Genomic DNA, 22,479 nt, shown 5'->3' on the forward strand with positions numbered 1-22,479 from the left:
CAGCACTTGCGCCGGCTTCCAAGAGATGGTCTGCCGCCTCCCGTGTCGCGTCTGCTGGATGGCGCCAATCGAATATGCCGAATGGCCTATGCACTGTGACGGATAGGCATACTATCTAGGGCTATCAGGACGTTCGAAGGATCGGCAAGCAGATGGAAGAGGCAAACGAGGGTGCAATGGCATCCCCCATTCGCGAATTGCGGCGGCTTTACAGAGATGCCGAAGCCAAAGCTGCCCGCCTGAGGCTCATCGTCGACGTCCGCTCCATGCTCGACCGTTCGCCATGGCAGACGATCGTGCACGAGATCCTCTCCGCGATTGCGGGCTTTGCCGGTGCGAACAGGGCTTCGATCCATTCGCAGACCGGGGAAAATTGGCAATACGGTGCAGGGTCAAGCCCACCAACTGCCGATACCGTCGAGATGCGATTCATCGGCGCGGCATGGATGGGCATAGAACAGTTGGAACTGGCCTTGTCGCGGTCCGCTTTTCCCATTCACGAGGACGATCGCAAGACGATCCAGATCGTCACGGATCAGCTTGCCGGTTCCTTGGCGGCCGAGCGTCAGCACGCCGTCCGCGAGCAACTGACGATTAATCTTCAGGCACGGGAGCGTGAACTGGCCCGCCTGGTGGAGGCCATGATCGGCGCACAGGAACAGGAACGCCGCCGGATCGCCTATGACCTGCACGATGGCGTCGCCCAGTCGCTTGTCAGCCTGCTTTTTCACCTGGAAGCAGCCGGCGTTGCAATGGATGATGCGGACACGGCAAGACGGGCGATCGAAAGCGGCATCGAAATCGCTCGATCGTCCATTCTGGATGTGAGAGGTGCGATTGCAGCACTTCGCCCCGCCGAGCTCGACGATCTCGGGCTCGAGGCGGCGCTGCGGGCACGGCTCGACAGCATTGCCAATATGGATGTTCAGTTTCGGTCGGACCTGAACGGCCGGCGATTGCCCGGTCCGCTGGAGGTTACGTTTTACAGGGTCGCTCAGGAGGCACTGGCCAATGCCACCAAACACTCCGGATGCAGCAGGATCGATTTGCGGATCGCGTTGGAAAGTCCGCAGTCTGTTTGCCTCACCGTAACCGACAATGGTCGTGGTATTGCCGTTGCTCCCGCCTTCAACGATCAGGAAGGAGGGGGTGTTGGCCTGTCCGCCATGCGCGAACGAATGGCGTTGATCGGCGGCTCACTGACTATCCATTCAACGCCTGGCACGGGGACTGTCGTCGTCGCGCAAGCCCCCATTCCCAACCCCATGAAAGAGCTCTCTTGAAGCGCCATCGAATATTGATCGCAGACGATCACGATCTTGCCCGCTCCGGCCTTAAGGCCATCCTGACAACGGCTGATGATCTTGAGGTCATCGCCGAAGCCGCCGATGGCCAAACGGCCGTCTCGCTTTGCGACGTCATCCGGCCGGATATCGCCCTGCTCGATATACGCATGGCCGGCATGGATGGGCTGGAGGCGGCTGCCGAGATACGCGTCAAATCGCCCGACACCCGCATCATCATGCTGACCATGCATGACAGCGTCGACTATCTGGAAGCCGCCATCAAAGCCGGAGCAAGCGGCTATGCGCTCAAAGATATCAGGCGCGACGAACTGCTGCAGATGATCCGCAATGTCGCCGCCGGGCAGTCCTTTTTCAATATCGAGCTGATGCGCCGCCTGTTGCGCCGCGTTTCACCTGGGGCGACGGACGAAGGTGCGATCGAGAAATTGACCGTGCGCGAGCGGGAGATCCTTGAGCGTCTGACGACCGGTGAAACCAACAAGGAAATTGCCAAGGCGTTGGCGATTTCGCCGGGCACGGTCAAAGTACATGTCGAGCGCATTCTCTATAAGCTTCGCGTCACCGATCGAACGCAAGCAGCCGTCGTTGCCGTGAGAGCCGGGCTGGTCGATCGGGAGCGCCTATGATCCACCGGCGTCTCTTTACCTCGCTTTCGAGGCGCTTTCTCGATCAACCCCTCGCCTTCAAGGGCTTGATCGTCATTGCCGTGCCGTTGATCTGCTTTCTCATCGCACTGACTTCGGTCTTTTTCGCGGACCGCGAAAGCCGCAAAGCGGAAAATTACGTCCGGGTTACCCTCGCTATCCAATCCGATATTCTCGAGCTGCACGCCCTTCTGGCCGAGGCGGCTTCCGGCGTGCGCGGCTATCTGCTCACCGGCAACGAGACATTTCTTGCGCCGTTCGACAAGGCGCGCTCGGAGCTTCCCGGCGTCTTTGCATCCATGCGGCCGAGGATCAGGGATGGCGAGCAGCTTGCCCGGCTCGATGCGATGGAGCCGCTGGTGACTCAAAAGCTGAAGGGTCTCAGCGCGCTCCGTGACACAGCCGGCAAGGCTGGACAGCCATCAACGGAGGACATTCGCAAAACCCTTGTAGAAAACAAGGTGCTGCTCGATACGCTTCGAACGAAGATCGACGAGATGCGCGAGCGGGAAGACGTGCTTCTGGCGGTGCGCACGGGCGAGGCCGACGCCATCCGGGACCGCTCGCAGTGGATTACCTTGTTCGGCGCCCTCTTCGGACTTCTAGGCGGCATTACGGCCATCATGCTGATGTCCAACGGCATCGTTCGACGCGTCGGGGTGCTCAAAGAGGCCGCCCACAAACTTGCAGGCGGCCAGGAACTTGAGCGCATCCCGACGGCACGCGATGAGCTCGGCGAGCTCGCGGCCGCACTCGAAGATTCGGCGCGCCTGCTCAAGGCTCGTGAAGGTCAATTGCGTGAAAGCGAGGAACGTTTCCGCCTCCTCGTCGACGGCGTGCATGATTACGGTATTTTCGGCCTTGATGACGCTGGCCGTGTCGTTAGCTGGAACAGCGGAGCGGAACGCATCACCGGCTATGAGGCGGACGAGGTCATCGGTACGCATTTCTCGGTCTTCTATCCCGAGGAAACGCGCAGGACCCATCCTCAGCAAGAGCTCTCGCAAGCCAAGGACCACGGCAGGGTCGAGGACGAAGGCTGGCGCATTCGCAAGGATGGCTCACGCTTCTGGGCCAATGTGGTCGTGACCGCCCTTCGGGACGAGCAAGGCAAGTCGCGCGGCTTTTCCAAGATCACCCGCGACATGACGGATCGAAAGAATGCGGAGGAAGCGCTGCTTTCGGCACGGCGGGAGGCCGAGCGCGCAAGCCAGGCCAAAAGCGAATTTCTGTCGCGCATGAGCCATGAGCTGCGCACGCCTCTTAACTCGATCCTGGGTTTTGGCCAGATCCTCGAGATGGACCTTCACGATCCCGATACCCAATCGTCCGTCAAGCAGATCCTGACTGCCGGCCGGCACCTGTTGAGCCTGATCGATGAAGTTCTCGATATCGCCAGGATCGAAGCCGGGCGGATGGATCTGGTATTGGAGCCGATCGATGCGGCCGAAGCCTTGCAGGAAGCATTGGCGCTAGCCCGCCCGCTGGCGGAGGAACGCAGCATCAGCCTGCATCTCGACGATGCGCAGCTTGTGGGGACGTACACGCATGCAGATCGGAGACGGCTGCTGCAAGTGCTCCTCAATCTTCTATCCAACGCCATCAAGTTCAATCACGCTGGCGGCAAGGTCATCGTTGCTGCACGAAGGGATCGGTCCGGCCGGCTTGCGGTCGATATCGGTGATACCGGAAGCGGTATTTCTCCCGACGAAATGAAGCGTCTGTTCCAGCCCTTCGAACGTCTCGGCAAAGATCGCAATGCAACAAGTGGCACAGGATTGGGGCTCGCCTTGTCCAAACATCTGATGGCGGCAATGGGTGGCGAGCTGGAGCTGTTACGGACCTCGGGTCAGGGGAGTATCTTTTCCCTCCATCTGCCTGCTGGTGGGAGTAATGAGTACATGGCGCACACCCAACCGATGCAGATGACGGCAACGGATGCAAAAGGGGTTGGAATTGCCAGGGTCCTGTGCATTGAGGATAACTCTCAAAGCCTTGACCTGATCGAGAATGTCATGGCGCGGAGCTTCGGATGCAGCGTCATACCGGCGATGCTCGGAGAATTGGGCATTGCTCTTGCCGTCCAGCATCGGCCCGATCTGATACTTCTCGATCTCGACCTTCCTGACATCAGCGGCCTTGATGTTCTTAAGCGATTGCAAAATGATCAACGGACGCAGGCAATCCCCGTTATCATCATCAGCGCGGATGCCACGGATACGAGCCGCCAGAAGGCCATGGCAGCTCGGGCTGCAGGCTATCTGACCAAGCCCCTAGACCTGCACCTTCTCATACGGACAATGGAAGACCTTGCATGCAAATGAGCACGACGATCGACATCCCCACTGAGGCGAAGATACTGATCATCGATGACGAACCGGCCAACATCGCCCTGCTGACACGCCTCTTGCAGCGCGAAGGCTTTGGCAAGATCAGCTCCATATCCGATCCTCGCCACGCACGGGATCTGTTTCGAAGCCTGCAGCCCGACATCGTTCTCCTGGACCTCATGATGCCGCATGTCGACGGCTTCCAATTATTGGAAGCCTTCTCTCGCATCGCCGGCCCGCAAACCTTCATACCGGTCATCGTGCTTACGGCGGATGTTTCGACCGAGACCCGCAGGCGGGCGCTCTCGTTGGGCGCCAAGGACTTCCTCGTAAAGCCGCTCGACGCCGTCGAAACAGTCTTGCGTATCGTCAATCTGCTTGAGACGCGCTTTCTATTTCTGGAACTACAGAGATTGAATGCCAACAAGGCATGATCGCAGTGCGGCATCTCGTACGGCCACAGCAATGGAAACGAACGTGAGACTTCACTCTCCGCTTCCTTCTGCTCGCCTTGCCCCGACGAGCGAGGCAAGGGCATCGTCGCAAGATACCTGACACGTTATCCGCCAATCAGGCGACTTCCTCCGACAGACGTTCAAAGATCGGCCTCAGCCGTCGATGACGTCCCGCTGGCGGATGCTCAATTTCCACGCGGCGCCCTGATTTCTTCTGTCGTTTCAGCCATTCGCGCAGGGTTTCGGCACTCGTATGATCCAGATAGTGCAGGCGAGCGCCTGCGATCCTGATCTTACGGCCCTCGGGAAGCGTTTCCAGCATGTTGAGCAGGGTGGGAACGTCCTTGCATGTCGCCACGCCGACGAGATCGAGATGGATGGTTTCCCCATCTTCCAACCTGTCGATGGCAAGTTTGCGACGCAGATATGGAAGGATTTCCAGTATGGACAGCGCAAGGCCGAGCGCCACGCCGACAAGCAGATCCTGAAGCACCACCATCGCCACCGTCGCGGTCCAGATTCCGACGGGCACCCAGCCGTGATGGTCGAAGAGGTGCCGGACGTGATGGAGACTGATCAGCCGCCATCCAGTCACGAGCAGCACTGCGGCAAGCGCCGTTAGCGGCACCATTGCGAGCAACTGCGGTAAGAATGCCACCAGCCCAAGGATCCAAACACCATGTAGAACGGCTGACACCCGGGTGCGTGCGCCGGCCTGAATATTGGCGGACGATCTGACGATGACACCCGTGATCGGTAGAGCACCCAGCAGGCCGCAAAGCCCGTTGCCGATGCCTTGGGCAAACAGTTCCTTGTTGAAGCGGGTCCGCACGCCATCGTGCATGCGATCAACAGCGGCGGACGACAGCAGCGTTTCCGCACTGGCGATCACCGCGATGACCAGTATCGTCATAATGATGCCGGGTTCGACCATCCTGGAGAAGTTTGCAAGCGTCGGCAGCGAAATGCTTTCGACGAGAGACGACGGCACCTCCACTCTTGCGATCGGCAGCTGCATCGCAACTGTCAAGATCGTACCGGCTGCGACCCCCACCAGAGCACCAGGCACCAGCAACAGAGACTTCGGCCTGAACTTCTCCCAGGCAATCATGGCAAGCAGCGAAATCAACCCCACGAGAAGGGCAACCGATTCCCGCGTCAGCCCAGCACCCCATACACGGGCAAAGGTCTGTTCCATGGCTGTGACGTTCTCTATACCGCCGGCGGCCGGTCTTGCCCCCATCAGCACATGGATCTGGCCAAGGATGATGAGGATGCCAATGCCTGCAAGCATGCCATGAACGACCGCAGGGGATATTGCCCGGAACCACGAGCCAATCCGCAAGAACCCCGCAAGGACCTGCAGAAATCCTGCGACAATCAGGACCGGCCCAAGCATCGCGATCCCATATTGCTCGACGAAGCCGAATACAATCACGGCAAGGCCCGCCGCCGGACCCGAGACCTGAAGCGGAGAACCGGCCAGAAGGCCAACGACGATGCCGCCGACAATACCGGAGATAAGGCCCATGGCCACGGGAACTCCCGACGCCACCGCAATCCCCAGGCAAAGCGGTATGGCGACCAGAAACACGACGAGCGACGACGCGAAGTCGCGCGAAAGAACGGAGCTGGAAATCATCGGCCTACTCCCCAGCTTGCGGGATCACATGCGGACGACCACGACCGGTGACCCCGACAGGCAAGGGCCTGTCTTCATGGATTTCCGTGAAACGAGCCGCGGCACCGTCATAGACGAGCACCTCCCCCGTCTGAATATCGAAGAACCAGCCATGCAGAGTAATGTCGTTGGTCGCCAGCTTGGCCGCCACGGAAGGATGCGTGCGCAGGTGATCGAGCTGGACGACGACGTTTTCCATCGCGATGGCGCGTATTCTTTGACGCTCGGATAGGTCTGAGGGGTAGGCCTCGCAAACAATCGAATGGGCGGCATGGCTATGTTTCAGCCAGGCGGCGACATTCGGCATCGGTTTCAAAAGATCTGGATGGCAAAGTCCCTTCATCGCACCGCAATCGGAATGCCCGCAGACGATGACATCCCGAACACCGAGCGCGACGACGGCATATTCGATGGCCGACGATACGCCGCCGTTCGCCGTGGAAAACGGGGGAACGATATTTCCGGCATTGCGGCAGACGAAGAGTTCGCCGGGACCAGATTGCGTGATCGTTTCGGGCATGACCCGGCTGTCGGCGCAGGAAATCATCAGCGCTTGCGGCTGCTGCCCCTCCTCCGCCAGCTTACGATAAAGTGCCTGATGGTTAGGAAAGACGGCACCGCGAAAGCTGGAGATACCCTTGAGCAAATCACCCATTGTCGAGTCCTTGTGATGGGCCGGACGGCAGGCAGGGGGCGTACCCATGCCCGGCGGGTTGGAATGCGCGATCATTTCGCAAGTGCGAGATAGGTATGGGCGACGGGAAGAAAATAGCCCTCATAAATTTAGGTTGACCTAATTTATAAAAATCTTGTGAGTGGCTTGTGAGATGTTTTCAGTTGACCTTCGAAACACGCGCCACGCGAAAGGTTACGAGTTGCATCGTCGATTGAACGATATGGAGAACCTCATGCGGCATCAGGCTCGAAAGGTTTCGGTAGATCGAGATCAATTGGTCCTTGAACAGGCTGGCTGATCCGCTCGACAAGGTATGTCCGTGCCGCCGTTCGGCGGTGCTCGGCAAGAGGTCACGGGATACGAAAGGGAAATCACATCGTCCGCTTCGACCAGAAGAAGTCTCGCCCGTGCGAGGGCCATCTGACCAGAAGGAAGGATCCGATCATCGATTGGTGCAAGTTGGTCCACAAAGAGTGCACATCAGTGCAGATTGCAAGCCCCCGCTCCACATCCCATCGACATTCAATAGCTAGCTGCTATCAGCGGCTGTTTCATCAACACGGAGGATCCTCCTTTGCGTAAGAAAATCATCACGATCGTTTTGGGCTGTGCACTCGCATCTGCGTCTCTGCCCGCCATGGCAATCGCCAGCATTCCGCATGCGGCCGACAACAGCCTGACCGGCGTTGCCGTACCCTCGCAGAAAGGCGTATTGCAGCTTTCCGCAGCCCGCATGTCCGCTGAGCCGGTACAAGTGGCGCTGGTGGATTCCTGCTCCGATGCATGGTACTGGCGCAGCTTGATCGAAGAATTCGCCTGCGGCTTCTCGGGCCAGGGCTGGATCAACTGAACAAGGACTTCGAAAGAGCGCCCGATCGGGGCGCTCTCTCACGACTGCGACCGATCCCTGGAGAGCAGAATGCGGCAAATGCCTTGTCCGCCATTTCGTTGCATCCGGGCCGTCGCCCGATCGACTCCGGCTAAGCTGAGGGGACGAACGGCAAGGATGGACATCCGGACCATTCCTTGAGCAAGGCTTGTGCCAATCCTTTTCTCCAAGTGTTTCCTGCGATATGTCACTTCCGAAAAACAGCCCTCTCCGCGACGAACAAAGCGGCCTCTCGCCTGAGACTCGTTACCCGCTGAATGCGATACCCGCTGTTAAGACCAGCAGGAAACGCAACCGTAGCTGGTTGTGGTTGATCACCCTGCTTGCTGTCGCAGGCACGGGCTATTGGTTTTGGAACCAATATTCCGCTGGGCCGGCCGCGAGTGCGAAGGCGACACAACCTGTCATTCGCGGCGATATCGATAACGGCGTAACCGCTGTCGGTAAATTGGAGGCGGTCAAATCGGTTGATGTCGGGGCGCAGGTCTCTGGTCAGTTGAAGACGCTTTACGTCCAAATTGGCGACATGGTCGCACAAAACCAGCTCATTGCCGAAATCGACCCGGCGCCCATAGAGCACAAGCTCGAAATCGACGAGGCCGAACTCGCGATGCTCGAGGCCCAGCGCATCGCAAAGAAGGCACAGCTCGCCCTGAAACAAACCAATATTGATCGGCAGCACACATTGGTCGCGGCCAGAAGCATGGCGCAATCGTCGCTGGACCAGGCCGTTGCGGATCTTGCCACGGCACAGGCCGACGTTGACGCGATCGAGGCACAAATTCGTAAGCAGCAAGCAACGCTTGACAGCGACAAGGTCGATCTCGGCTACACGAAAATCTATGCGCCCATCTCGGGCACCATCGTCGCCAATCCCGCAAAACAGGGGCAGACCCTCAATGCGAACCAGACTACGCCCACCATTGTCACCGTTGCAGACCTGTCGACGATGGTCGTGAAAGCGCAAGTCTCCGAAGCCGACATCGGCAAGCTCAAGCTCGGAATGCAGGCCTACTTCACATTGATCGGCGAGAGCGGCAAACGGTTTCCCGGAACGCTTCGCCAGATTCAGCCTATGCCCAGCACGGACAATAACGTCGTGCTCTACTATGCTCTTTTCGATGTGCCCAACCGCAACGGCGAACTGATGATGTCGATGAGTGCGCAGGTCTTTTTTGTAAAGGCTGCTGCGGCCGGCGTCTTGCTGATCCCTGCCTCCGCGCTCCATCCAGTTGCCGGCAAGCCCGGAGAGGCGCAGGTATTCGTGGCAAACCAAAATGGCAGCATCGAAACGCGTCACGTCGACGTCGGCATACGCAACCGCGTGAATGTCGAAATCAAGGACGGGCTTCGCGAGGGTGAGGCCGTAGTCGTCAATGACGACGGCAAAACGAAGCGAGCCAGCGATACGCATTCCAGCCCGCTGTTCTAAGGTCGAGACCATGCCCGCGCTGCTGTCGCTGAGAAATGTCTCCAAGAGCTACATTAACGGCGATCTTGCCACCGCTGTCCTGCACGATGTTTCCCTTGATATCGCCGCCGGGGAATTCGTGGCGATCATCGGACAGTCCGGCTCCGGCAAGTCGACATTGATGAACATTCTCGGCTGCCTGGATCAGCCTACCGGGGGTGAATACAGGATCGACGATGAGCCCGTGTCGCGGCTGCACGGCGACGCACTGGCCGCCCTTCGCCGCAAAACCTTCGGCTTTGTCTTTCAAAGCTACAATCTCATCGCGACCGCGACAGCAAGGGAGAATGTCGAGGTTCCGGCAATTTATTCCGGCATGTCCGCTCGCGCGAGGCATGAGCGCGCCGAAAGGCTGCTGCATTCCCTGAAACTCGGAGATCGGCTGGATCATCGTCCAAGCCAGCTCTCGGGCGGTCAACAGCAGCGTGTGTCGATCGCACGCGCCCTGATGAATGGCGGCCGCGTGATCCTGGCGGATGAGCCGACCGGCGCGCTCGACAGCGCAAGCGGCAACGATGTCATGGCGCTACTGCGCAGCATGAACGACAAGGGCCACACGATCATCGTCGTCACCCATTCGCGATCCATCGCCGAACAGGCCGACCGGCTGATCGAGATTCATGACGGCCGGATCGTCAGCGATCGGAGACAAAAGAAACAGGGGAGCGTGGTTCGCCCCCTGCTGTCGCAGCTGTCGGCGGTAGAAGGATCGGCGGCGATCGCCGACATGAGCGAAGCTGTGAAAATGGCGCTGCGGTCGCTCCGCGCCAATCTCTTTCGGACCATCCTGACGTTGCTTGGCATCATAATCGGCGTCTGCTCGGTCGTCGCTATGCTTGCGATCGGAACCGGCGTGCAGGAATCGATCCTGAACCGCATCACTGCGATGGGATCGAACCTGCTGATCGTACACCCGAATATGGCCAATTTCCGTGGCAATATCGACAATGCCAGCGCCACGCTGGTATCCGCCGACGCTGATGCGATGCTTGCCATCCCAAACGTCGCCTTCGCGGTGCCTGAAATGCAAAAGGCGGTCACAATCCGTCGCGGCGGCATCGACTATCGTACCACCGCCAACGGCATCGTACCCCAGTTCACGGCCGCGAAATCCTGGCAGGTCCTACGCGGAGAGTTTCTGAACCAGCAGGACGTCGACAGTTATGCGCCGGTGGCGGCGCTTGGCCAGACCGTCGCCAAGGCGCTGTTTACGGAAGGCGAGAATCCGATCGGACAATATGTTCTGGTTGACCAGGTCCCGTTCCAGGTGATCGGGATCATGACGGAAAAGGGAGCGGGCACAGGCATAAGCGACCAGGACGACGTTGTCCTCGTACCTTTGACAACCGGCAGCGTGAGACTTTTCGGCGAGCACAACGTTCGCAGCATCACCGTTCAGGTAAGGGATAGCGCCGCACTCGAAGCCACCGAGCAGGCAATACAGAAACTGCTGGATGAACGGCACAAGCGTCAGGACACGCAAGTGACCAATATGTCTTCGGTGCGGGAAACCTTTGCCAATACCTTCGCGATGATGAAACTCTTCCTGGGATCCGTCGCGGCGATCTCGCTGCTCGTAGGCGGAATCGGGATCATGAACATCATGCTTGTCAGCGTCAGCGAACGCACGAGAGAGATCGGCGTAAGAATGGCGACTGGCGCGCGTCGACGCGATATATTGTGGCAGTTCATCATCGAAACGATGGTCGTTTCCATCGTTGGCGGGGTGATGGGCATTGCCTGTGGGATCGGCATCGGTCTTCTGGCCCACCTCGGCGGACTGCCGGTGAGCTTTACCCCAGGTCCTATCGTGCTCGCACTTGCCTGCTCGTTTCTGACGGGGCTTCTCTTTGGTCTGCTACCAGCACATAAGGCGTCCCACCTGCATCCGGCCGTGGCCCTTAGCTCGGATTAAAGCCAGCCTGACTGCATCACGCCTTCAGAGTTAGGTAGTAATGCCTGTTGAACTTCTGCCCTGACTTGTCTCTCGCCTGGAGGTGACCCACTCGGCGAAAGCCTGCATATGAATCGCCAGGTCCGGAAGTACGCCCCAGAGACCGAATATCGTTGAACGCGCTTTCGGCATCGGACCGAGCGCCCTGACGGAAGTCCTAGCCCTACTCGGTCGGAACCTCGGGGCACAGGGCGCATTGCAATGGAGAACACATGGTCTCTCCCATCGAAATGCTTGCAGCAGAGCCAGTGAACGCGCCTCATGGTAGGCTTTCGCTATGGGTAAGTTATCTTGCGCTCCGCTCCCGACAACTTTTCTGACGGCAAAGGGCAAGGCCATGAGTAAGCAAGAATCCAATATAACTGCCAGGCGACGCGTCAAATGCCAATGAATACCCGGATTCACGCACGATATGAGGCTTCAGACCGCAGGTGTCGGCTCGCCCAAGGAAAGCATCAGCCGGTTCGCCCAATTGAAGAAGGCAGCCCCATGGATCACGTCCGCTATCTCCAGATCGTCTAGACCCTCCTCGCGCAACCTGACGATCTCTTCGGCTCCGAATTGCGATGGCGTCGCCGTGAGCGCGGCTGAAACCTCGACGACGGCATTCCAGCGGCTGCCAAGGTCCGCCTGAAGCCCATCATCCAGCAGACGCTGCACGTCATCCGTTCGCTTGGAATGATGAGAGGCGAAGCGAGAATGGACCGATGCGCAGAAAATACAGCCATTCGCCCGCGATGCCGCCGTGGCAGCCAGTTCACGCTCAGCGCGGGGAAGGCCCGCCGAGACATTGTAGAAGATATCCTTGTCCGTCTTGGTACGGGCCTGGAGGATGTCGGGGTCGCGCACCAGCAACATGAAGTACGGCGACTTCGCGCGGGATGCGTCCACAAGGCCTGCCCAATGACGCTCGGTCAGATCGGCTTCGTCAATTGGCTGCAGCCAGGGCGTCCAGCCGATTTCGGCTTGGGTAAAGACATTTGGCCGGTTTGCGATTTCGGGATGAATGACGGTTTCGGTCATGAAAGGATTCCTTGTTCGTGCGACTAGAGCAATCCCAGGAAAAATGCGTAACGGTTTTCCGTCCGGAATTGCGTGAAAACAAAGAGATAGAGCGGTTCGAAGATTCAGCGAAAAGCCGAATCGCTCTAGGCTTGCGCGACCTGTCCGATATTGGCCGAGCTCTTCGCGAGCGCCCTCAACCCGGCGACCACCCTGATCTGAAACGCCAGAAATGCCGTGATCTGTGACAAGGTGACAATGCCTGTGGTCGTCCAGCCGGCGTCCAGCAGCTTCTGCAGCGCCGCAGCGCTTGCCTCCCTCGGACGGAAGACCAGAAGATGGCTGTGCTCGAGCGCTGCGCTGAGCTTCAGGTCCAGAAGTTTCCGGCTTTCGCCCGAAACCTCATAGACGAGGCCCGGCCGGTCCTCGCGGGAAAGCGGGCCAGCCGGATAATGGCCGTAAGGTCCGGTTGTATCGCCGGCCTCCAGCTCCGCGCCGATGACGGCAACGAGCTCGGGGCCGTGTGCCTCATCCCGCAGCTTGGAAGAATAGAAATTCGCGATTTCCGGTGCCTTGTGAAGGCCGGCGACAAAGGCGGCGACAGCAAAGCGCTCCGCCGGGGTCACGCTTCCCCAATGCGCGGGCTCGAAAAGAGCTTCATAGCTCTTCTGAGCATTGAGGCGCGTCTCAGGCCGTTGTGCCCGAAGGCTGTCAAGATCGGACCCAGGATCTATTCCTGCAAGGAAATCGATGACGTCTCTGATCTGCAAAGTCATGGTCTATGCCTTTTCTTCGGATGCAGCTATTGGACTTGTGCCGCCAAGCGGCGTTCATTTCCGATGGGGCGCTGTTGTATCCAACCAAGCGCTGGGGCGACATGAGCAGCCGTCAGTTCCAGCGAGCGCAGGATATGTTCATGCGGCGGATCGACGGAATGCACCTGAAAGACCAGGTCCGTGACCCGCGCCAATGCTGTGTCTGCCTGAAGCGATGCAATAACGTCGTCAGGGGTGCCAACGTGAACATCAAACGCTCTGATCAAATCAGCCGTGGTTTCGCCTGGGATCACAAAACCCGTTGCCTTGAAGTGCTCGATGATCCGCCTCAGGCCGATATCGGCAAAATGAAGGGCTTCTTTCCTGCTGTCGGCGACAAAGAGGCTGCGTGAACCCAATATTCGTGGCTGACGCCCTGCCGGCAATGCCGACAGATAGGCATCGATAATGGGATCCTGCAGATCCCACAGCTGGGCGTTCGGCGTCTCGGGCGGCCGAGGCTGCGTGCGCGACAACATCAACCCGTCGCCATCGCGGCCGGCACGTATGCCGCCGCCAACGGAAAATGTCGCCTGCCAGACATGGTCGCGCAAATGCGGCGCTGCCGGATAGAGGTGGTTGCCGCCTGTAAGCTCTCCACCCGCCCAGGCATCGCGCACCAGAGCAAGATGATTGCCGTAGACCTCCGTGCGCTGGCTGCTTTCCAGACCAAAGGGAAGGAAGGCTTGGGGGGTGCCGCCCGTACCGAAGCCGACCTCCAGCCGCCCGCCGAGCAGCTTGTCGAGCACGGCCGTATCCTCGGCGACCCGCACCGCGTTCTCCATCGGCAGCGTAATGACACCCGTCCCCAAACGAATATGCGAGGTCTGCGGGGCCAAGGCTGCGAGAAACACCAATGGCGCAGGCAAGCCACCTTCGTCTCCGTTGAAGTGATGCTGCGCCACCCAGGCCGTATCGAAGCCATGCTTTTCGGCATGGACGATCTGCTCGGCAACCAGCCTGTAGCGGGTTCCGGCATCCACCTGGTCCAGAACCCGGCTGAAGAAGCCCAGTCTCTTCGGTGATGTTGGCGTACTCATGGGATCATCCTGCGCTGATTAAGCTGGGCTCGGTGGCCCGCGGAAACTTCTTGCCTGGCACCGCATCGATCAGCTCGCGCGTGTACGGGCTGCTGGGATTGGAAAAGACGTCTTCGACCCGACCCGTTTCGACCAGCTGCCCGGCGTTCAGCACCGAGACAGTGTCCGCGATCTGTCGCACGACGGCGAGATCGTGGGAGACAAACAGATAAGTCAGCCCGAGCTCGCGCTGCAGCTCGTCCAGGAGAGCAAGGATCTGCGCCTGTACCGTTACGTCAAGTGCGGACACCGCCTCGTCGAGCACCAGGATCTGCGGGTCAAGCACCAGGGCACGCGCAATCGCGACGCGCTGGCGCTGCCCTCCCGAGAGGGCATGCGGCCGACGTTGCAATATGTCGGCTGGCAGCCTGACCTTGTCGAGCGTGGCCGCTACCTTCGCCAGTCGCTCGCGCCGGGATAGGCGTTCGAAATTCAGCAACGGCTCCTCGACGATCCCCGTAATTGTCTGGCGCGGATCGAGCGAACCATAGGGATTTTGATAGACGAGCTGGATCTTCTTGCGCAGCAGCCTCAACGTTTCGCCGCGCAAAGAAGACAGGTCGAGCCCGTCGATCAGCACCCGGCCCGAAGTCGGCTTCTGAAACGCGGAAACGATCCTGATCGTCGTCGTCTTGCCGGAGCCGGATTCACCGACGATTGCGTGGGTACTGCCACGGCGAACACGAAAGGATACATCGTCGACCGCCCGGAAACTGCCGCTACCACCGGCATCGAAATCCTGCACCAGTCTATCGACGACAACGATGTCGTCGGCCGGCGCGACGGATGCAACCGGGTGTGCCGGCGAGGCCTTCGGCCGCGCATTCAACGATGGCGCGTCGGCAAGCAGACGGCGCGTATAGTTGCTTTGCGGGTTTGCGAGGATATCGGCCGTGCGTCCCTGCTCTTGGATGCGGCCGTGCTGCAGGACGATCAGCCTGTCGGATCGATCGGCGGCGACTCCGAGGTCATGGGTCACCAGAAGAACCGCCGTGCCATATTCCCGTCTCAGATCGTCGATCAGATCAAGAATGTGCCTCTGCACCGTGACATCCAAGGCGCTGGTGGGTTCGTCGGCGATGATCAGCGAAGGTTTCAGCGCCATGGCAATGGCGATCAACACGCGCTGACGCATGCCGCCGGAGAGCTCGTGCGGATATTGCCTGGCACGCAATTGAGGCTGGCTGAGGCCGACGCGTTCCAGCAATTCGATCGCCTGAACGCGAGCAGCCGCTCCAAAGGCCCTGCCATGCACCGTCAGGATTTCGGCGACCTGTTCGCCGATCGTCCTCACCGGATTGAGCGAATTGCCCGGATCCTGCGGTACGAGGCTGATGATGGAGCCGCGAATGCCGTCCAGCCGCTTTTGTGGCCAACCGGCAATATCCTGGCCGTTCAGGCGGATGGTTCCCTGCTGGAGAAGGCCACCTTCGGGCAGAAGGCCGATCAGCGCCTGTGCCGTGGAACTCTTGCCGGAACCGGATTCGCCGACGAGGGCGACCACTTCGCCGGCGCGAACCTCAAAGTCAATATCGTGGACAACCGTGCGCTGGACGCTCTTGTCGCGATAGGCAACCCTAAGGCCCGCAACATCGAGGATCGGTGCACCCTTTTCCGCAATCGTTCCAATGATTGGAGCCGTCATTTCCCGATGCCCCCGATTGCCCGGCTGATGCGATTGATGGAAATAACCACCAGGACGACGACAAGACCGGGCGCCGCCGTCAGCCACCAGGCGGTTGCGATATAATTGCGTCCTTCGGCAATCAGCAGGCCCCATTCCGGTGTCGGTGGCGGGGCGCCATAGCCGAGAAAGCCGAGCGTCGCGAGCTGCAGGATCGCCCAGCCGGCCTGAAGTGCCGCAAAGGCGATCACCGAGGTCAGTGAATTCGGCAGGATGTGACGCCAGAGGACCTTGAGGAATGTCCCGCCGCTTCCAAAGGCGGCCTCGACATATTCGCTTCGGCGCACCGTCACGACTTCGGAGCGAACCAATCGGGCAAACTTGGCGATCAGCGTGCAGCCGACCGCGATCGCGGCGTTGACGGTGCCGAAACCGAGCAGCACGATGATACTGAGCGACAAGAGAAGATCCGGTATCGACAGCATGACATCGACCAGCCTCATGATGACCGTCTCAATCCTGCCGCCGAACGATCCGGCAAGCACGCCGAGCGTCGTGCCGGCCACAAGCGCGATGCCAACGGCAGCGAGCGCGCCCGATAGCGAGTGGATAGCACCATGGACGATGCGGGCATAGAGATCTCGCCCAAGCGAATCCGTGCCCAGGAGATGGGTGGCACTGGGCGGTCGTAGATGTTGCCCGGGCAGACCCTGGACAGGGTCATAGATCGTAAAGAGGCTTGGGAAGAGTGCCCAAAGGACAGCCAGTGCCAGGATGAGGCACGCAAGGAAGAGACCAAGCTGCATGCGCGGAAAACGCCCGCCAGCTCCGGCGTTCTCGTGAAAATCGGCCTCAAGCGTCACGGGCGATACACTGACTTTCCGGTCGGACGCATCGAGGTCTGCATGATGTCGAGCGGTTTCGATCGTCGCCATCATGCGGCTCCCAGCTTGGTCTTCAGACGTGGATCGAGCACGGGATAGAGAAGATCGACCACGAGGTTGATGACGACGAACGCGGTCGCGGCAATAACGACGATCGCCTGAAGAACGGCGACATCCTGGCTGTCCACAGCCTGTTTCGTCAGCCCGCCGATACCATTGAGGCCGAAGACCGTTTCGGTGATGACCGCGCTGGCGATCAGCTCTCCGAACAGCAAGCCGGCAACGGTTAAAACCGGCAGCAGCGTGTTCTTGGCGACATGCCGCCACAAGACTTTGGCATGAGAAAGTCCCTTGGCCCGTGCCACGGGCACGAAGGGCTTCGTCAGGACCTCGTCTATGTTCTTCAGCAATATCTGCGCGAGCGGCGCCGAAATCGGCACTGCGACCGTCAGGATGGGCAGGAAAAGACCCTCCCATGGACCCGGATTGATGACCGGCACGAGGCGAAGCCGGAAAGAGAATATCTGAATGAGCATGATGCCGAGCCAGAAGGTCGGTACCGATATGAACAGCGACGGAATGGATTGGATCAGGCCACGCAGCCAGGCAAGACCGGAAAGATTGCAGGCGATTGCGATCAGAACGGCAAGAAGCGTCGCCACCATAAACCCCGATGCTGCAAGCAGGAGGGACGGTGGCAGGTTGGTGGCAAGCAGCGAGCTCACCGGAACGCCTGCCTGCAGGGAATAGCCGAAATCCCCCGTCAGAAAATTCCAGACCGCATGGGCATATTGGTGCAGGAACGATCCGTCGGCGCCATAAGCCGCCCTGATATCGGCAAGCTGCTCGGGGCTCAATCCGTAATCCGGGTTCTGGAATTTGATCAGCACCGCGTCGCCTGGCAGCGACTGCAGCAATACGAATGAAACGGTGAAGGCAGCCCACAAGACGAACAAAGCCTGCCCGAACCTCGATAATATGTATCTTGCCATGCCACTACCATGTCTTCGCGGAAGGACGGCCCGGCACCACGCCGGGCCAGCCCCGTTTTTCCTCAATGTTCGGCAAGCCAGGTGCTGTAGAAGGACGGACGTCCGACGGCCTCGAACGCAATTCCCTTCACGTAAGGTGCGCCGGCAAAAACCTGTGGCTCCTCGAAGAACGGGATGACATAGGCCTGATCGAGCAGATATTCCTGCGCGGCCTTTGCCGCCGCCAGTCGCCTGCTACCATCGGTCTCGGAGGCGACGGTTTCCAGGATGCCGTTCAGCTTGTCATCCGAGAAGCTTGCCTTTGGATTGAGGCCACCCTTCTGCAGCAGGGCGTCGCGGTTCTTGGCATAGAACTGGCTCTTGATGACATCAGGATCGGCGCGGCCGACTTCGGCGACGACCAGCGGCGTCTTTGCCGGATCGACATTGTCGGTCACCAGATTTCCCGAGGTGCCAGCAAGAACCTGAAGCTTGACGCCGAGCTTGGCCCATTGCTGCGCGACCAGCTGCAATACGGCCTTGTTCTGTGGCTGGGGCAGGGATTCGTAAACGGCAAGCGAAAGCGGCTTGCCATCCTTCTGGCGAACGCCGTCGGCGCCCTTCTTCCAGCCGGCCTCGTCAAAGAGCTTTTCAGCAAGAGCCGGATCATAGATCAGTTTTGACGACAGATCCGCGTAGCCGGCCGCAGCCGACGAGATGATCGATTTTGCCTGCGGATAATTTGCCGAAAACAGCGTATCGACGATTTCCTTGTTATTCGTCGCATGCAGGAGCGCCTGGCGAACCTTGATATCGGCAACGAGCGGATTGTCCGGCCGGAAGGCGACGCTGTCGTTGACGCCGCGGGTTGGCGCCGCATAGATCGAAAAATTCTGGTCGCTTACCTGCTTTTCGTCATAGGCCTGCAGCTGGCGGATGAAATCGGCCTGGCCGGAAAGCAATGCGCCGATGCGCACGCTGTCTTCGCCGGTGACGATGTATTTGATACCATCCAGATAGGCCCGGCCCTGATGTTCCAGCTTGCTTGGACCCCAGCTATAATCTGTCCGCGCCTTCAGCGAGAGCTGCTTGCCGAGCGTCTCGCTCTCGACGACAAAGGGGCCGGACCCGATGATCTTCGTCGCATCGCCGAGCTGGTCGAAGGACAGCGCCAGCGTCTTCAACGAGACCAGGCCGGACCCGATGACGGACGTTCCCTGCAGAAAACCCGGGGACGACTTCTTGAAATAGAACTTTACGGTATAGGGATCGACGACTTCGCTGTGGTCGTAGTTGTTGATGACCTCGGAAATCGGCTGTTTCAGCTCCTTGTTGCCAAGGCCGAACGTATCATAATTCTTGGCGACGGCATTGGCATCGAGCGGAGTACCATCGGAAAAGGTCACGCCCTTGCGGATCTTGAACGTATATTCCGTCGCCGCATCGTTGACCGCCCAGGATTCTGCAATCCACGGTTCGATCGCGAGCGTCTTGGGGTTCTGATAGGTCAGCTTGTCGGTGATCTGGTTGAGAACGCCGCCGTTCGGATAGAAACCGCCGGCCGGCGGATAGAGGTTCGTATGCGCCTGCTGCTCAAGGTAAATCAGCGTGCCGCCTTTGACCGGCTGGTCATCGGCAAATGCTGCCGGCGCCGCCAATAGCCACACGCTCAGTAAACTTGCCGCTTTGAGTTTGGCTTTGATGCCCATTGTGTAAGCCTCTGTAGGAAAATGCGCATCAACCTACGGCAAACCCCTATCTATCTATAGAATTAATATTCTAATTTCCGCACAGCTCGGGAAACGAACGCGCGACAATCGCACTATGGTCGAATAGGCCCGCCGAGCCGCCTTCGGGCCTATCGCGCCGCAACCTCGAAACCTAGCGGGCCTACGGATCTCAGTCTTGCACCCGGTCGTATCGACCTGGACATCCAACCATTCACGCCGCCTTCAACCTGCTTTCGACAAGACGGGCAAACAAGGTGGCACCGACAGGGAGAATGGCGTCATCGACGATGAAACCGGGATTGTGAGCCGGAACATTGCCGGCGTGCCCCAACGTGAAGAATGCGCCCGGAGCATGCAGCAGCATGTCGGCGAAGTCCTCGCTACCCATCGCCCGCCCAGGCACCGTCGAAACCCGATCCTCGCCAAGAACCTCGCGGCCGATATCGGCGATGATCTCGACATGATCCTGATGATTGGTCAGAACGGAAAAAATGTCGCGGATATCGACGCTGGCTTCGATGTCGTAAGCTGCAGCTATATTGTGGGAAATCATGGTCAGGCGCTCGCGGATCAGACGCCTGATGTCATCGGAAAAAGCTCGTATCGTTCCGCCGACGCTCGCGCTTTCGGGTATGACATTGTAGGCGGACCCGCCGAATATCTTCGTCACGGACAGCACAGCCGGCTCCGTCGGCGGGACGTTGCGGCTGACGATCGTCTGCAGAGACTGCACGAGTTCGGCAATTGCGGGAATTGGGTCGCGAGCGACATTCGGATGAGCGCCGTGCGCACCCTTGCCCTTGAACGTCACGTCAAAAAAATCGGCCCCCGCCAGTACCGCTCCGGCCGAGACATGGAGATGATTGGGCGGCAGTTGCGTCGCATTGTGAAGCCCATAGATTTCGTCCACCGGGAAGCGTTCGAACAGGCCGTCGGCGATCATGGCCCGCGCGCCGCCTAATCCCTCTTCCGCTGGCTGGAAGATGAAGGTCACCGTGCCTGCAAAATCCCTCGTTTCGGCAAGATAGCGTGCAGCACCGAGCAAGATCGTCGTATGGGCGTCATGGCCGCAACCGTGAAACCGGCCGGGATAGACCGAGGCATAGGCAAGACCGGTTTCCTCCGGCATCGGCAAGGCATCCATATCGGCGCGCAGGCCCACCGATCTGTTGCCGGGATGGCGTCCCTTGAGAAGGCCGACAACGCCCGTCTTGCCGATACCACGATGAACTTCAATCCCCCAGGACGACAGCTTTTCGGCGACGATCCCCGAGGTACGCACTTCCTCGAAGCCGATTTCGGGATGGGCATGGAGATCGTGTCGGATTGCGACGAGCTCTGGCTGGTAGCCTTCGATCCGATCGATGATATTCAAAACAGGCTCTCCTGCGAGCGATGCGACGGACTTATTCATGGCGCGGATATCCAAGGATGGAGAAAGACAGAGCAGCGTTCACCTCACGCCGGACGCCGGTGATCGACACGCCCATGTACCTCGTTTCCTCGCTTCAGAAGATTGAGGATTGGGCAAAGCCTCTCCACGGCGGCCTGCAACCTTGCTATCTCCTCCCCGCTTGCAGACGACACCAACGTTACAACGTAATTGATGTCGTGGGGATAGACGGGAATATCGTCATGGCCCTCGGCACCTCCACGCGGATCGATCGAGGCGGAGACTTCCGCTTGCAACGATTCCAACGGTACCCCCTGGTCGGACGCATGAATGAGATATGTATGCGTCAGGCAGCTCGAGAGCGCGCCGAGCAAAAGTTCGGGAGACGACGGCCCTAGATTGTAACCGGCAAAATCCGGCGGGCTGTCGGAAATAACCTGAAAGTCCCTGATTCTGATGCGACGCACCCCACTGCGCCCCTCGGCACTTGCACTCGCGTTCAACGTAACTGCGCCAAGCTCCCCGGATTTTACCCGCTTGCGCCGGCTGTGCAGGGCTTCCCGCTTCTGCCCGAGATATTCGTTCAAATTTGTCACTACCGATTTCCTTCACGTCGACGGCTGGCGCCTCAGGCGTCAGTTCAGAGCCACAATGATTGACGGCGCCATTTATAGCCGGACGCCATCATGATAGTCTATTAAAATTATAGACTATAGAAGCACAGCAATCCCTTTTGACGAGGAGTCGGAACCTCCAGCTACGAAATGGCATCCCTACCCGAACTCCAAAGTCCGATCGATGCCGGATGACAGCGTCCACGAGCCTTGCATGTTTGACGCGATCGGCTTCCGCCCGGAAATCGAGCGCAGCAATCCCGGTTCGTTAAAGAACACCTGCGCAACCTCCGGCCTCTGCTCTTTAAGAGTCAGCGCATCTTATATTAGAATTGTTTTTCGCCATGACGCGATTATTTGGCATCATGGAGAATGGTCTTCCGCATCCACCATACATATAATCTATTAAATTGATGGACTAATCGAACTTGGAATGCCCGGATAGTTCGTCCGGAAGAAGCAATTTCAACAGGTGGTGATAATGACCAGACAGGTGATTGAATATGCCGGCATTCCGGTGGGCATCGTCGTTCCGGACAAGGGCGCGCTGAAGTTCATCGCGGTCAAGTTTCATGTCCATGATCTCGACGGCCAACATTTTTCTGCCGCCTCGGACGTGCTGCGAGCAATCCATAAATTGGCGTCCACAACGTCTGGCGGCCTCAACCGGGCAGCGTAGAGGAGGCGTATCATGGGCAGGCTGCATCATTTCTTTCGCCTCTCGGCACAACGCGACGAGATAGAGACAAGGCTGCTCGCTCAGGAATATCGGGCGCTCATTCTCGATGATCTTGTCGATGATGGTACTAGCCATGAGCTGCAATCGAAATGCGCCGAACTATCTCATGAGATCGGTTCGCATCGACGCCGGCATTACCGTTGATTAGGAAAATCCTGTCCGATACATATTCATGAGCAGCCACGGATACTCTTCCTCCTATCGACCTTGCAGTCCCGCAA

The 22,479-nt window shown here is 59.0% G+C and carries 21 protein-coding genes; 9 read left to right on the forward strand and 12 right to left on the reverse strand.

Going from position 1 to position 22,479, the window contains the following annotated elements; genetic code table 11:
• Nucleotides 1–176 precede the first annotated feature (176 nt).
• Genes GA0061100_RS20905 through GA0061100_RS20920 form a run of 4 tightly spaced genes read left to right on the forward strand, consistent with a single transcriptional unit; the run spans nucleotide 177 to nucleotide 4,715 of the window.
• Nucleotides 177–1,283 carry a sensor histidine kinase gene (locus GA0061100_RS20905; protein WP_159444801.1) on the forward strand — a complete coding sequence of 369 codons (1,107 nt, stop codon included), beginning with the start codon at nucleotides 177–179 and terminating at the stop codon, nucleotides 1,281–1,283.
• Complete coding sequence (locus tag GA0061100_RS20910) at nucleotides 1,280–1,933, forward strand: response regulator (RefSeq protein ID WP_075854647.1); 654 nt, start codon at nucleotides 1,280–1,282, stop codon at nucleotides 1,931–1,933. Before GA0061100_RS20905 ends, GA0061100_RS20910 begins: the two co-directional genes overlap by 4 nt.
• On the forward strand, nucleotides 1,930–4,275 hold the full coding sequence (locus GA0061100_RS20915) for a PAS domain S-box protein (RefSeq protein WP_075854648.1): 2,346 nt from the start codon (nucleotides 1,930–1,932) through the stop codon (nucleotides 4,273–4,275). The genes GA0061100_RS20910 and GA0061100_RS20915 overlap by 4 nt, the downstream gene beginning before the upstream one ends.
• Nucleotides 4,266–4,715, forward strand: coding sequence for a response regulator (locus GA0061100_RS20920; RefSeq protein ID WP_244557901.1), 450 nt, complete (start codon nucleotides 4,266–4,268; stop codon nucleotides 4,713–4,715). Before GA0061100_RS20915 ends, GA0061100_RS20920 begins: the two co-directional genes overlap by 10 nt.
• A 136-nt stretch (nucleotides 4,716–4,851) precedes the next feature.
• Here the strand turns inward: GA0061100_RS20920 and GA0061100_RS20925 are convergent, their stop codons facing one another.
• From GA0061100_RS20925 to GA0061100_RS34725, 3 genes are all read right to left on the reverse strand, one after another.
• Nucleotides 4,852–6,378, reverse strand: a complete 1,527-nt coding sequence (locus GA0061100_RS20925) for a SulP family inorganic anion transporter (protein WP_075854650.1) — start codon at nucleotides 6,376–6,378, stop codon at nucleotides 4,852–4,854.
• A 4-nt stretch (nucleotides 6,379–6,382) separates the two neighbouring features.
• Nucleotides 6,383–7,072, reverse strand: coding sequence for a carbonic anhydrase (locus tag GA0061100_RS20930; RefSeq protein WP_075854772.1), 690 nt, complete (start codon nucleotides 7,070–7,072; stop codon nucleotides 6,383–6,385).
• A gap of 178 nt (nucleotides 7,073–7,250) precedes the next feature.
• Nucleotides 7,251–7,403: a hypothetical protein gene (locus GA0061100_RS34725; RefSeq protein WP_159444802.1), complete on the reverse strand. Its 153-nt coding sequence runs from the start codon at nucleotides 7,401–7,403 to the stop codon at nucleotides 7,251–7,253.
• Between the two features lie 264 nt (nucleotides 7,404–7,667).
• Here GA0061100_RS34725 and GA0061100_RS20935 point away from each other — a divergent pair, with 264 nt between their 5' ends.
• From GA0061100_RS20935 to GA0061100_RS20945, 3 genes are all read left to right on the forward strand, one after another.
• On the forward strand, nucleotides 7,668–7,943 hold the full coding sequence (locus tag GA0061100_RS20935; protein ID WP_075854651.1) for a hypothetical protein: 276 nt from the start codon (nucleotides 7,668–7,670) through the stop codon (nucleotides 7,941–7,943).
• A gap of 223 nt (nucleotides 7,944–8,166) precedes the next feature.
• A complete protein-coding gene (locus GA0061100_RS20940; RefSeq protein ID WP_083961397.1) occupies nucleotides 8,167–9,414 on the forward strand; it encodes an efflux RND transporter periplasmic adaptor subunit in 1,248 nt (415 codons plus the stop codon).
• A gap of 10 nt (nucleotides 9,415–9,424) precedes the next feature.
• A complete protein-coding gene (locus GA0061100_RS20945) occupies nucleotides 9,425–11,368 on the forward strand; it encodes a MacB family efflux pump subunit (RefSeq protein WP_075854653.1) in 1,944 nt (647 codons plus the stop codon).
• 459 nt (nucleotides 11,369–11,827) lie between these two features.
• Here GA0061100_RS20945 and GA0061100_RS20950 read toward each other — a convergent pair whose 3' ends face one another.
• The 9 genes from GA0061100_RS20950 to GA0061100_RS20990 all read right to left on the reverse strand — a co-directional run bounded on the left by GA0061100_RS20950 (nucleotide 11,828) and on the right by GA0061100_RS20990 (nucleotide 21,501).
• Nucleotides 11,828–12,430 carry an alkylhydroperoxidase domain protein gene (locus tag GA0061100_RS20950; protein ID WP_075854654.1) on the reverse strand — a complete coding sequence of 201 codons (603 nt, stop codon included), beginning with the start codon at nucleotides 12,428–12,430 and terminating at the stop codon, nucleotides 11,828–11,830.
• Nucleotides 12,431–12,555: 125 nt separating this feature from the next.
• Nucleotides 12,556–13,185: a CMD domain protein gene (locus GA0061100_RS20955; RefSeq protein WP_075854655.1), complete on the reverse strand. Its 630-nt coding sequence runs from the start codon at nucleotides 13,183–13,185 to the stop codon at nucleotides 12,556–12,558.
• A 26-nt stretch (nucleotides 13,186–13,211) separates the two neighbouring features.
• Nucleotides 13,212–14,264, reverse strand: coding sequence for a putative FMN-dependent luciferase-like monooxygenase (locus tag GA0061100_RS20960; RefSeq protein WP_075854656.1), 1,053 nt, complete (start codon nucleotides 14,262–14,264; stop codon nucleotides 13,212–13,214).
• A gap of 4 nt (nucleotides 14,265–14,268) precedes the next feature.
• Nucleotides 14,269–15,948: a dipeptide ABC transporter ATP-binding protein gene (locus GA0061100_RS20965; protein ID WP_075854657.1), complete on the reverse strand. Its 1,680-nt coding sequence runs from the start codon at nucleotides 15,946–15,948 to the stop codon at nucleotides 14,269–14,271.
• Nucleotides 15,945–16,862 carry an ABC transporter permease gene (locus GA0061100_RS20970; protein WP_075854658.1) on the reverse strand — a complete coding sequence of 306 codons (918 nt, stop codon included), beginning with the start codon at nucleotides 16,860–16,862 and terminating at the stop codon, nucleotides 15,945–15,947. The genes GA0061100_RS20965 and GA0061100_RS20970 overlap by 4 nt, the downstream gene beginning before the upstream one ends.
• Nucleotides 16,862–17,803, reverse strand: coding sequence for an ABC transporter permease (locus tag GA0061100_RS20975; protein ID WP_075854659.1), 942 nt, complete (start codon nucleotides 17,801–17,803; stop codon nucleotides 16,862–16,864). Before GA0061100_RS20975 ends, GA0061100_RS20970 begins: the two co-directional genes overlap by 1 nt.
• A gap of 62 nt (nucleotides 17,804–17,865) precedes the next feature.
• Nucleotides 17,866–19,491: a TIGR04028 family ABC transporter substrate-binding protein gene (locus GA0061100_RS20980; RefSeq protein ID WP_075854660.1), complete on the reverse strand. Its 1,626-nt coding sequence runs from the start codon at nucleotides 19,489–19,491 to the stop codon at nucleotides 17,866–17,868.
• Nucleotides 19,492–19,723: 232 nt separating this feature from the next.
• Entirely contained in the window at nucleotides 19,724–20,926 is a 1,203-nt protein-coding gene (locus GA0061100_RS20985) for a M20 aminoacylase family protein (protein WP_075854661.1), read from the reverse strand.
• Nucleotides 20,927–20,970: 44 nt separating this feature from the next.
• On the reverse strand, nucleotides 20,971–21,501 hold the full coding sequence (locus GA0061100_RS20990; RefSeq protein WP_075854662.1) for an OsmC family protein: 531 nt from the start codon (nucleotides 21,499–21,501) through the stop codon (nucleotides 20,971–20,973).
• Between the two features lie 499 nt (nucleotides 21,502–22,000).
• Between GA0061100_RS20990 and GA0061100_RS20995 the strand changes: the two genes are divergently transcribed.
• Complete coding sequence (locus GA0061100_RS20995; protein WP_075854663.1) at nucleotides 22,001–22,198, forward strand: hypothetical protein; 198 nt, start codon at nucleotides 22,001–22,003, stop codon at nucleotides 22,196–22,198.
• A gap of 12 nt (nucleotides 22,199–22,210) precedes the next feature.
• Nucleotides 22,211–22,402, forward strand: a complete 192-nt coding sequence (locus GA0061100_RS21000) for a hypothetical protein (protein ID WP_075854664.1) — start codon at nucleotides 22,211–22,213, stop codon at nucleotides 22,400–22,402.
• Nucleotides 22,403–22,479 lie beyond the last annotated feature (77 nt).

This window comes from Martinezella hainanensis (assembly GCF_900094555.1).
In the GTDB taxonomy this organism is placed as follows: Bacteria; Pseudomonadota; Alphaproteobacteria; order Rhizobiales; family Rhizobiaceae; genus Rhizobium; species Rhizobium hainanense.

What these genes read in the sequence shown, in the direction of transcription:
- GA0061100_RS20980 (WP_075854660.1), bottom strand. Translation starts at nt 19,491, where the DNA reads ATGGGCATCAAAGCCAAACTCAAAGCGGCAAGTTTACTGAGCGTGTGG.
- GA0061100_RS20965 (WP_075854657.1), bottom strand. Translation starts at nt 15,948, where the DNA reads ATGACGGCTCCAATCATTGGAACGATTGCGGAAAAGGGTGCACCGATC.
- GA0061100_RS20940 (WP_083961397.1), top strand. Translation starts at nt 8,167, where the DNA reads ATGTCACTTCCGAAAAACAGCCCTCTCCGCGACGAACAAAGCGGCCTC.
- GA0061100_RS20925 (WP_075854650.1), bottom strand. Translation starts at nt 6,378, where the DNA reads ATGATTTCCAGCTCCGTTCTTTCGCGCGACTTCGCGTCGTCGCTCGTC.
- GA0061100_RS20950 (WP_075854654.1), bottom strand. Translation starts at nt 12,430, where the DNA reads ATGACCGAAACCGTCATTCATCCCGAAATCGCAAACCGGCCAAATGTC.
- GA0061100_RS20995 (WP_075854663.1), top strand. Translation starts at nt 22,001, where the DNA reads ATGACCAGACAGGTGATTGAATATGCCGGCATTCCGGTGGGCATCGTC.
- GA0061100_RS20920 (WP_244557901.1), top strand. Translation starts at nt 4,266, where the DNA reads ATGCAAATGAGCACGACGATCGACATCCCCACTGAGGCGAAGATACTG.
- GA0061100_RS20930 (WP_075854772.1), bottom strand. Translation starts at nt 7,072, where the DNA reads ATGGGTGATTTGCTCAAGGGTATCTCCAGCTTTCGCGGTGCCGTCTTT.
- GA0061100_RS20915 (WP_075854648.1), top strand. Translation starts at nt 1,930, where the DNA reads ATGATCCACCGGCGTCTCTTTACCTCGCTTTCGAGGCGCTTTCTCGAT.
- GA0061100_RS20945 (WP_075854653.1), top strand. Translation starts at nt 9,425, where the DNA reads ATGCCCGCGCTGCTGTCGCTGAGAAATGTCTCCAAGAGCTACATTAAC.
- GA0061100_RS20970 (WP_075854658.1), bottom strand. Translation starts at nt 16,862, where the DNA reads ATGGCGACGATCGAAACCGCTCGACATCATGCAGACCTCGATGCGTCC.
- GA0061100_RS20985 (WP_075854661.1), bottom strand. Translation starts at nt 20,926, where the DNA reads ATGAATAAGTCCGTCGCATCGCTCGCAGGAGAGCCTGTTTTGAATATC.
- GA0061100_RS20975 (WP_075854659.1), bottom strand. Translation starts at nt 17,803, where the DNA reads ATGGCAAGATACATATTATCGAGGTTCGGGCAGGCTTTGTTCGTCTTG.
- GA0061100_RS20960 (WP_075854656.1), bottom strand. Translation starts at nt 14,264, where the DNA reads ATGAGTACGCCAACATCACCGAAGAGACTGGGCTTCTTCAGCCGGGTT.
- GA0061100_RS21000 (WP_075854664.1), top strand. Translation starts at nt 22,211, where the DNA reads ATGGGCAGGCTGCATCATTTCTTTCGCCTCTCGGCACAACGCGACGAG.
- GA0061100_RS20955 (WP_075854655.1), bottom strand. Translation starts at nt 13,185, where the DNA reads ATGACTTTGCAGATCAGAGACGTCATCGATTTCCTTGCAGGAATAGAT.
- GA0061100_RS20905 (WP_159444801.1), top strand. Translation starts at nt 177, where the DNA reads ATGGCATCCCCCATTCGCGAATTGCGGCGGCTTTACAGAGATGCCGAA.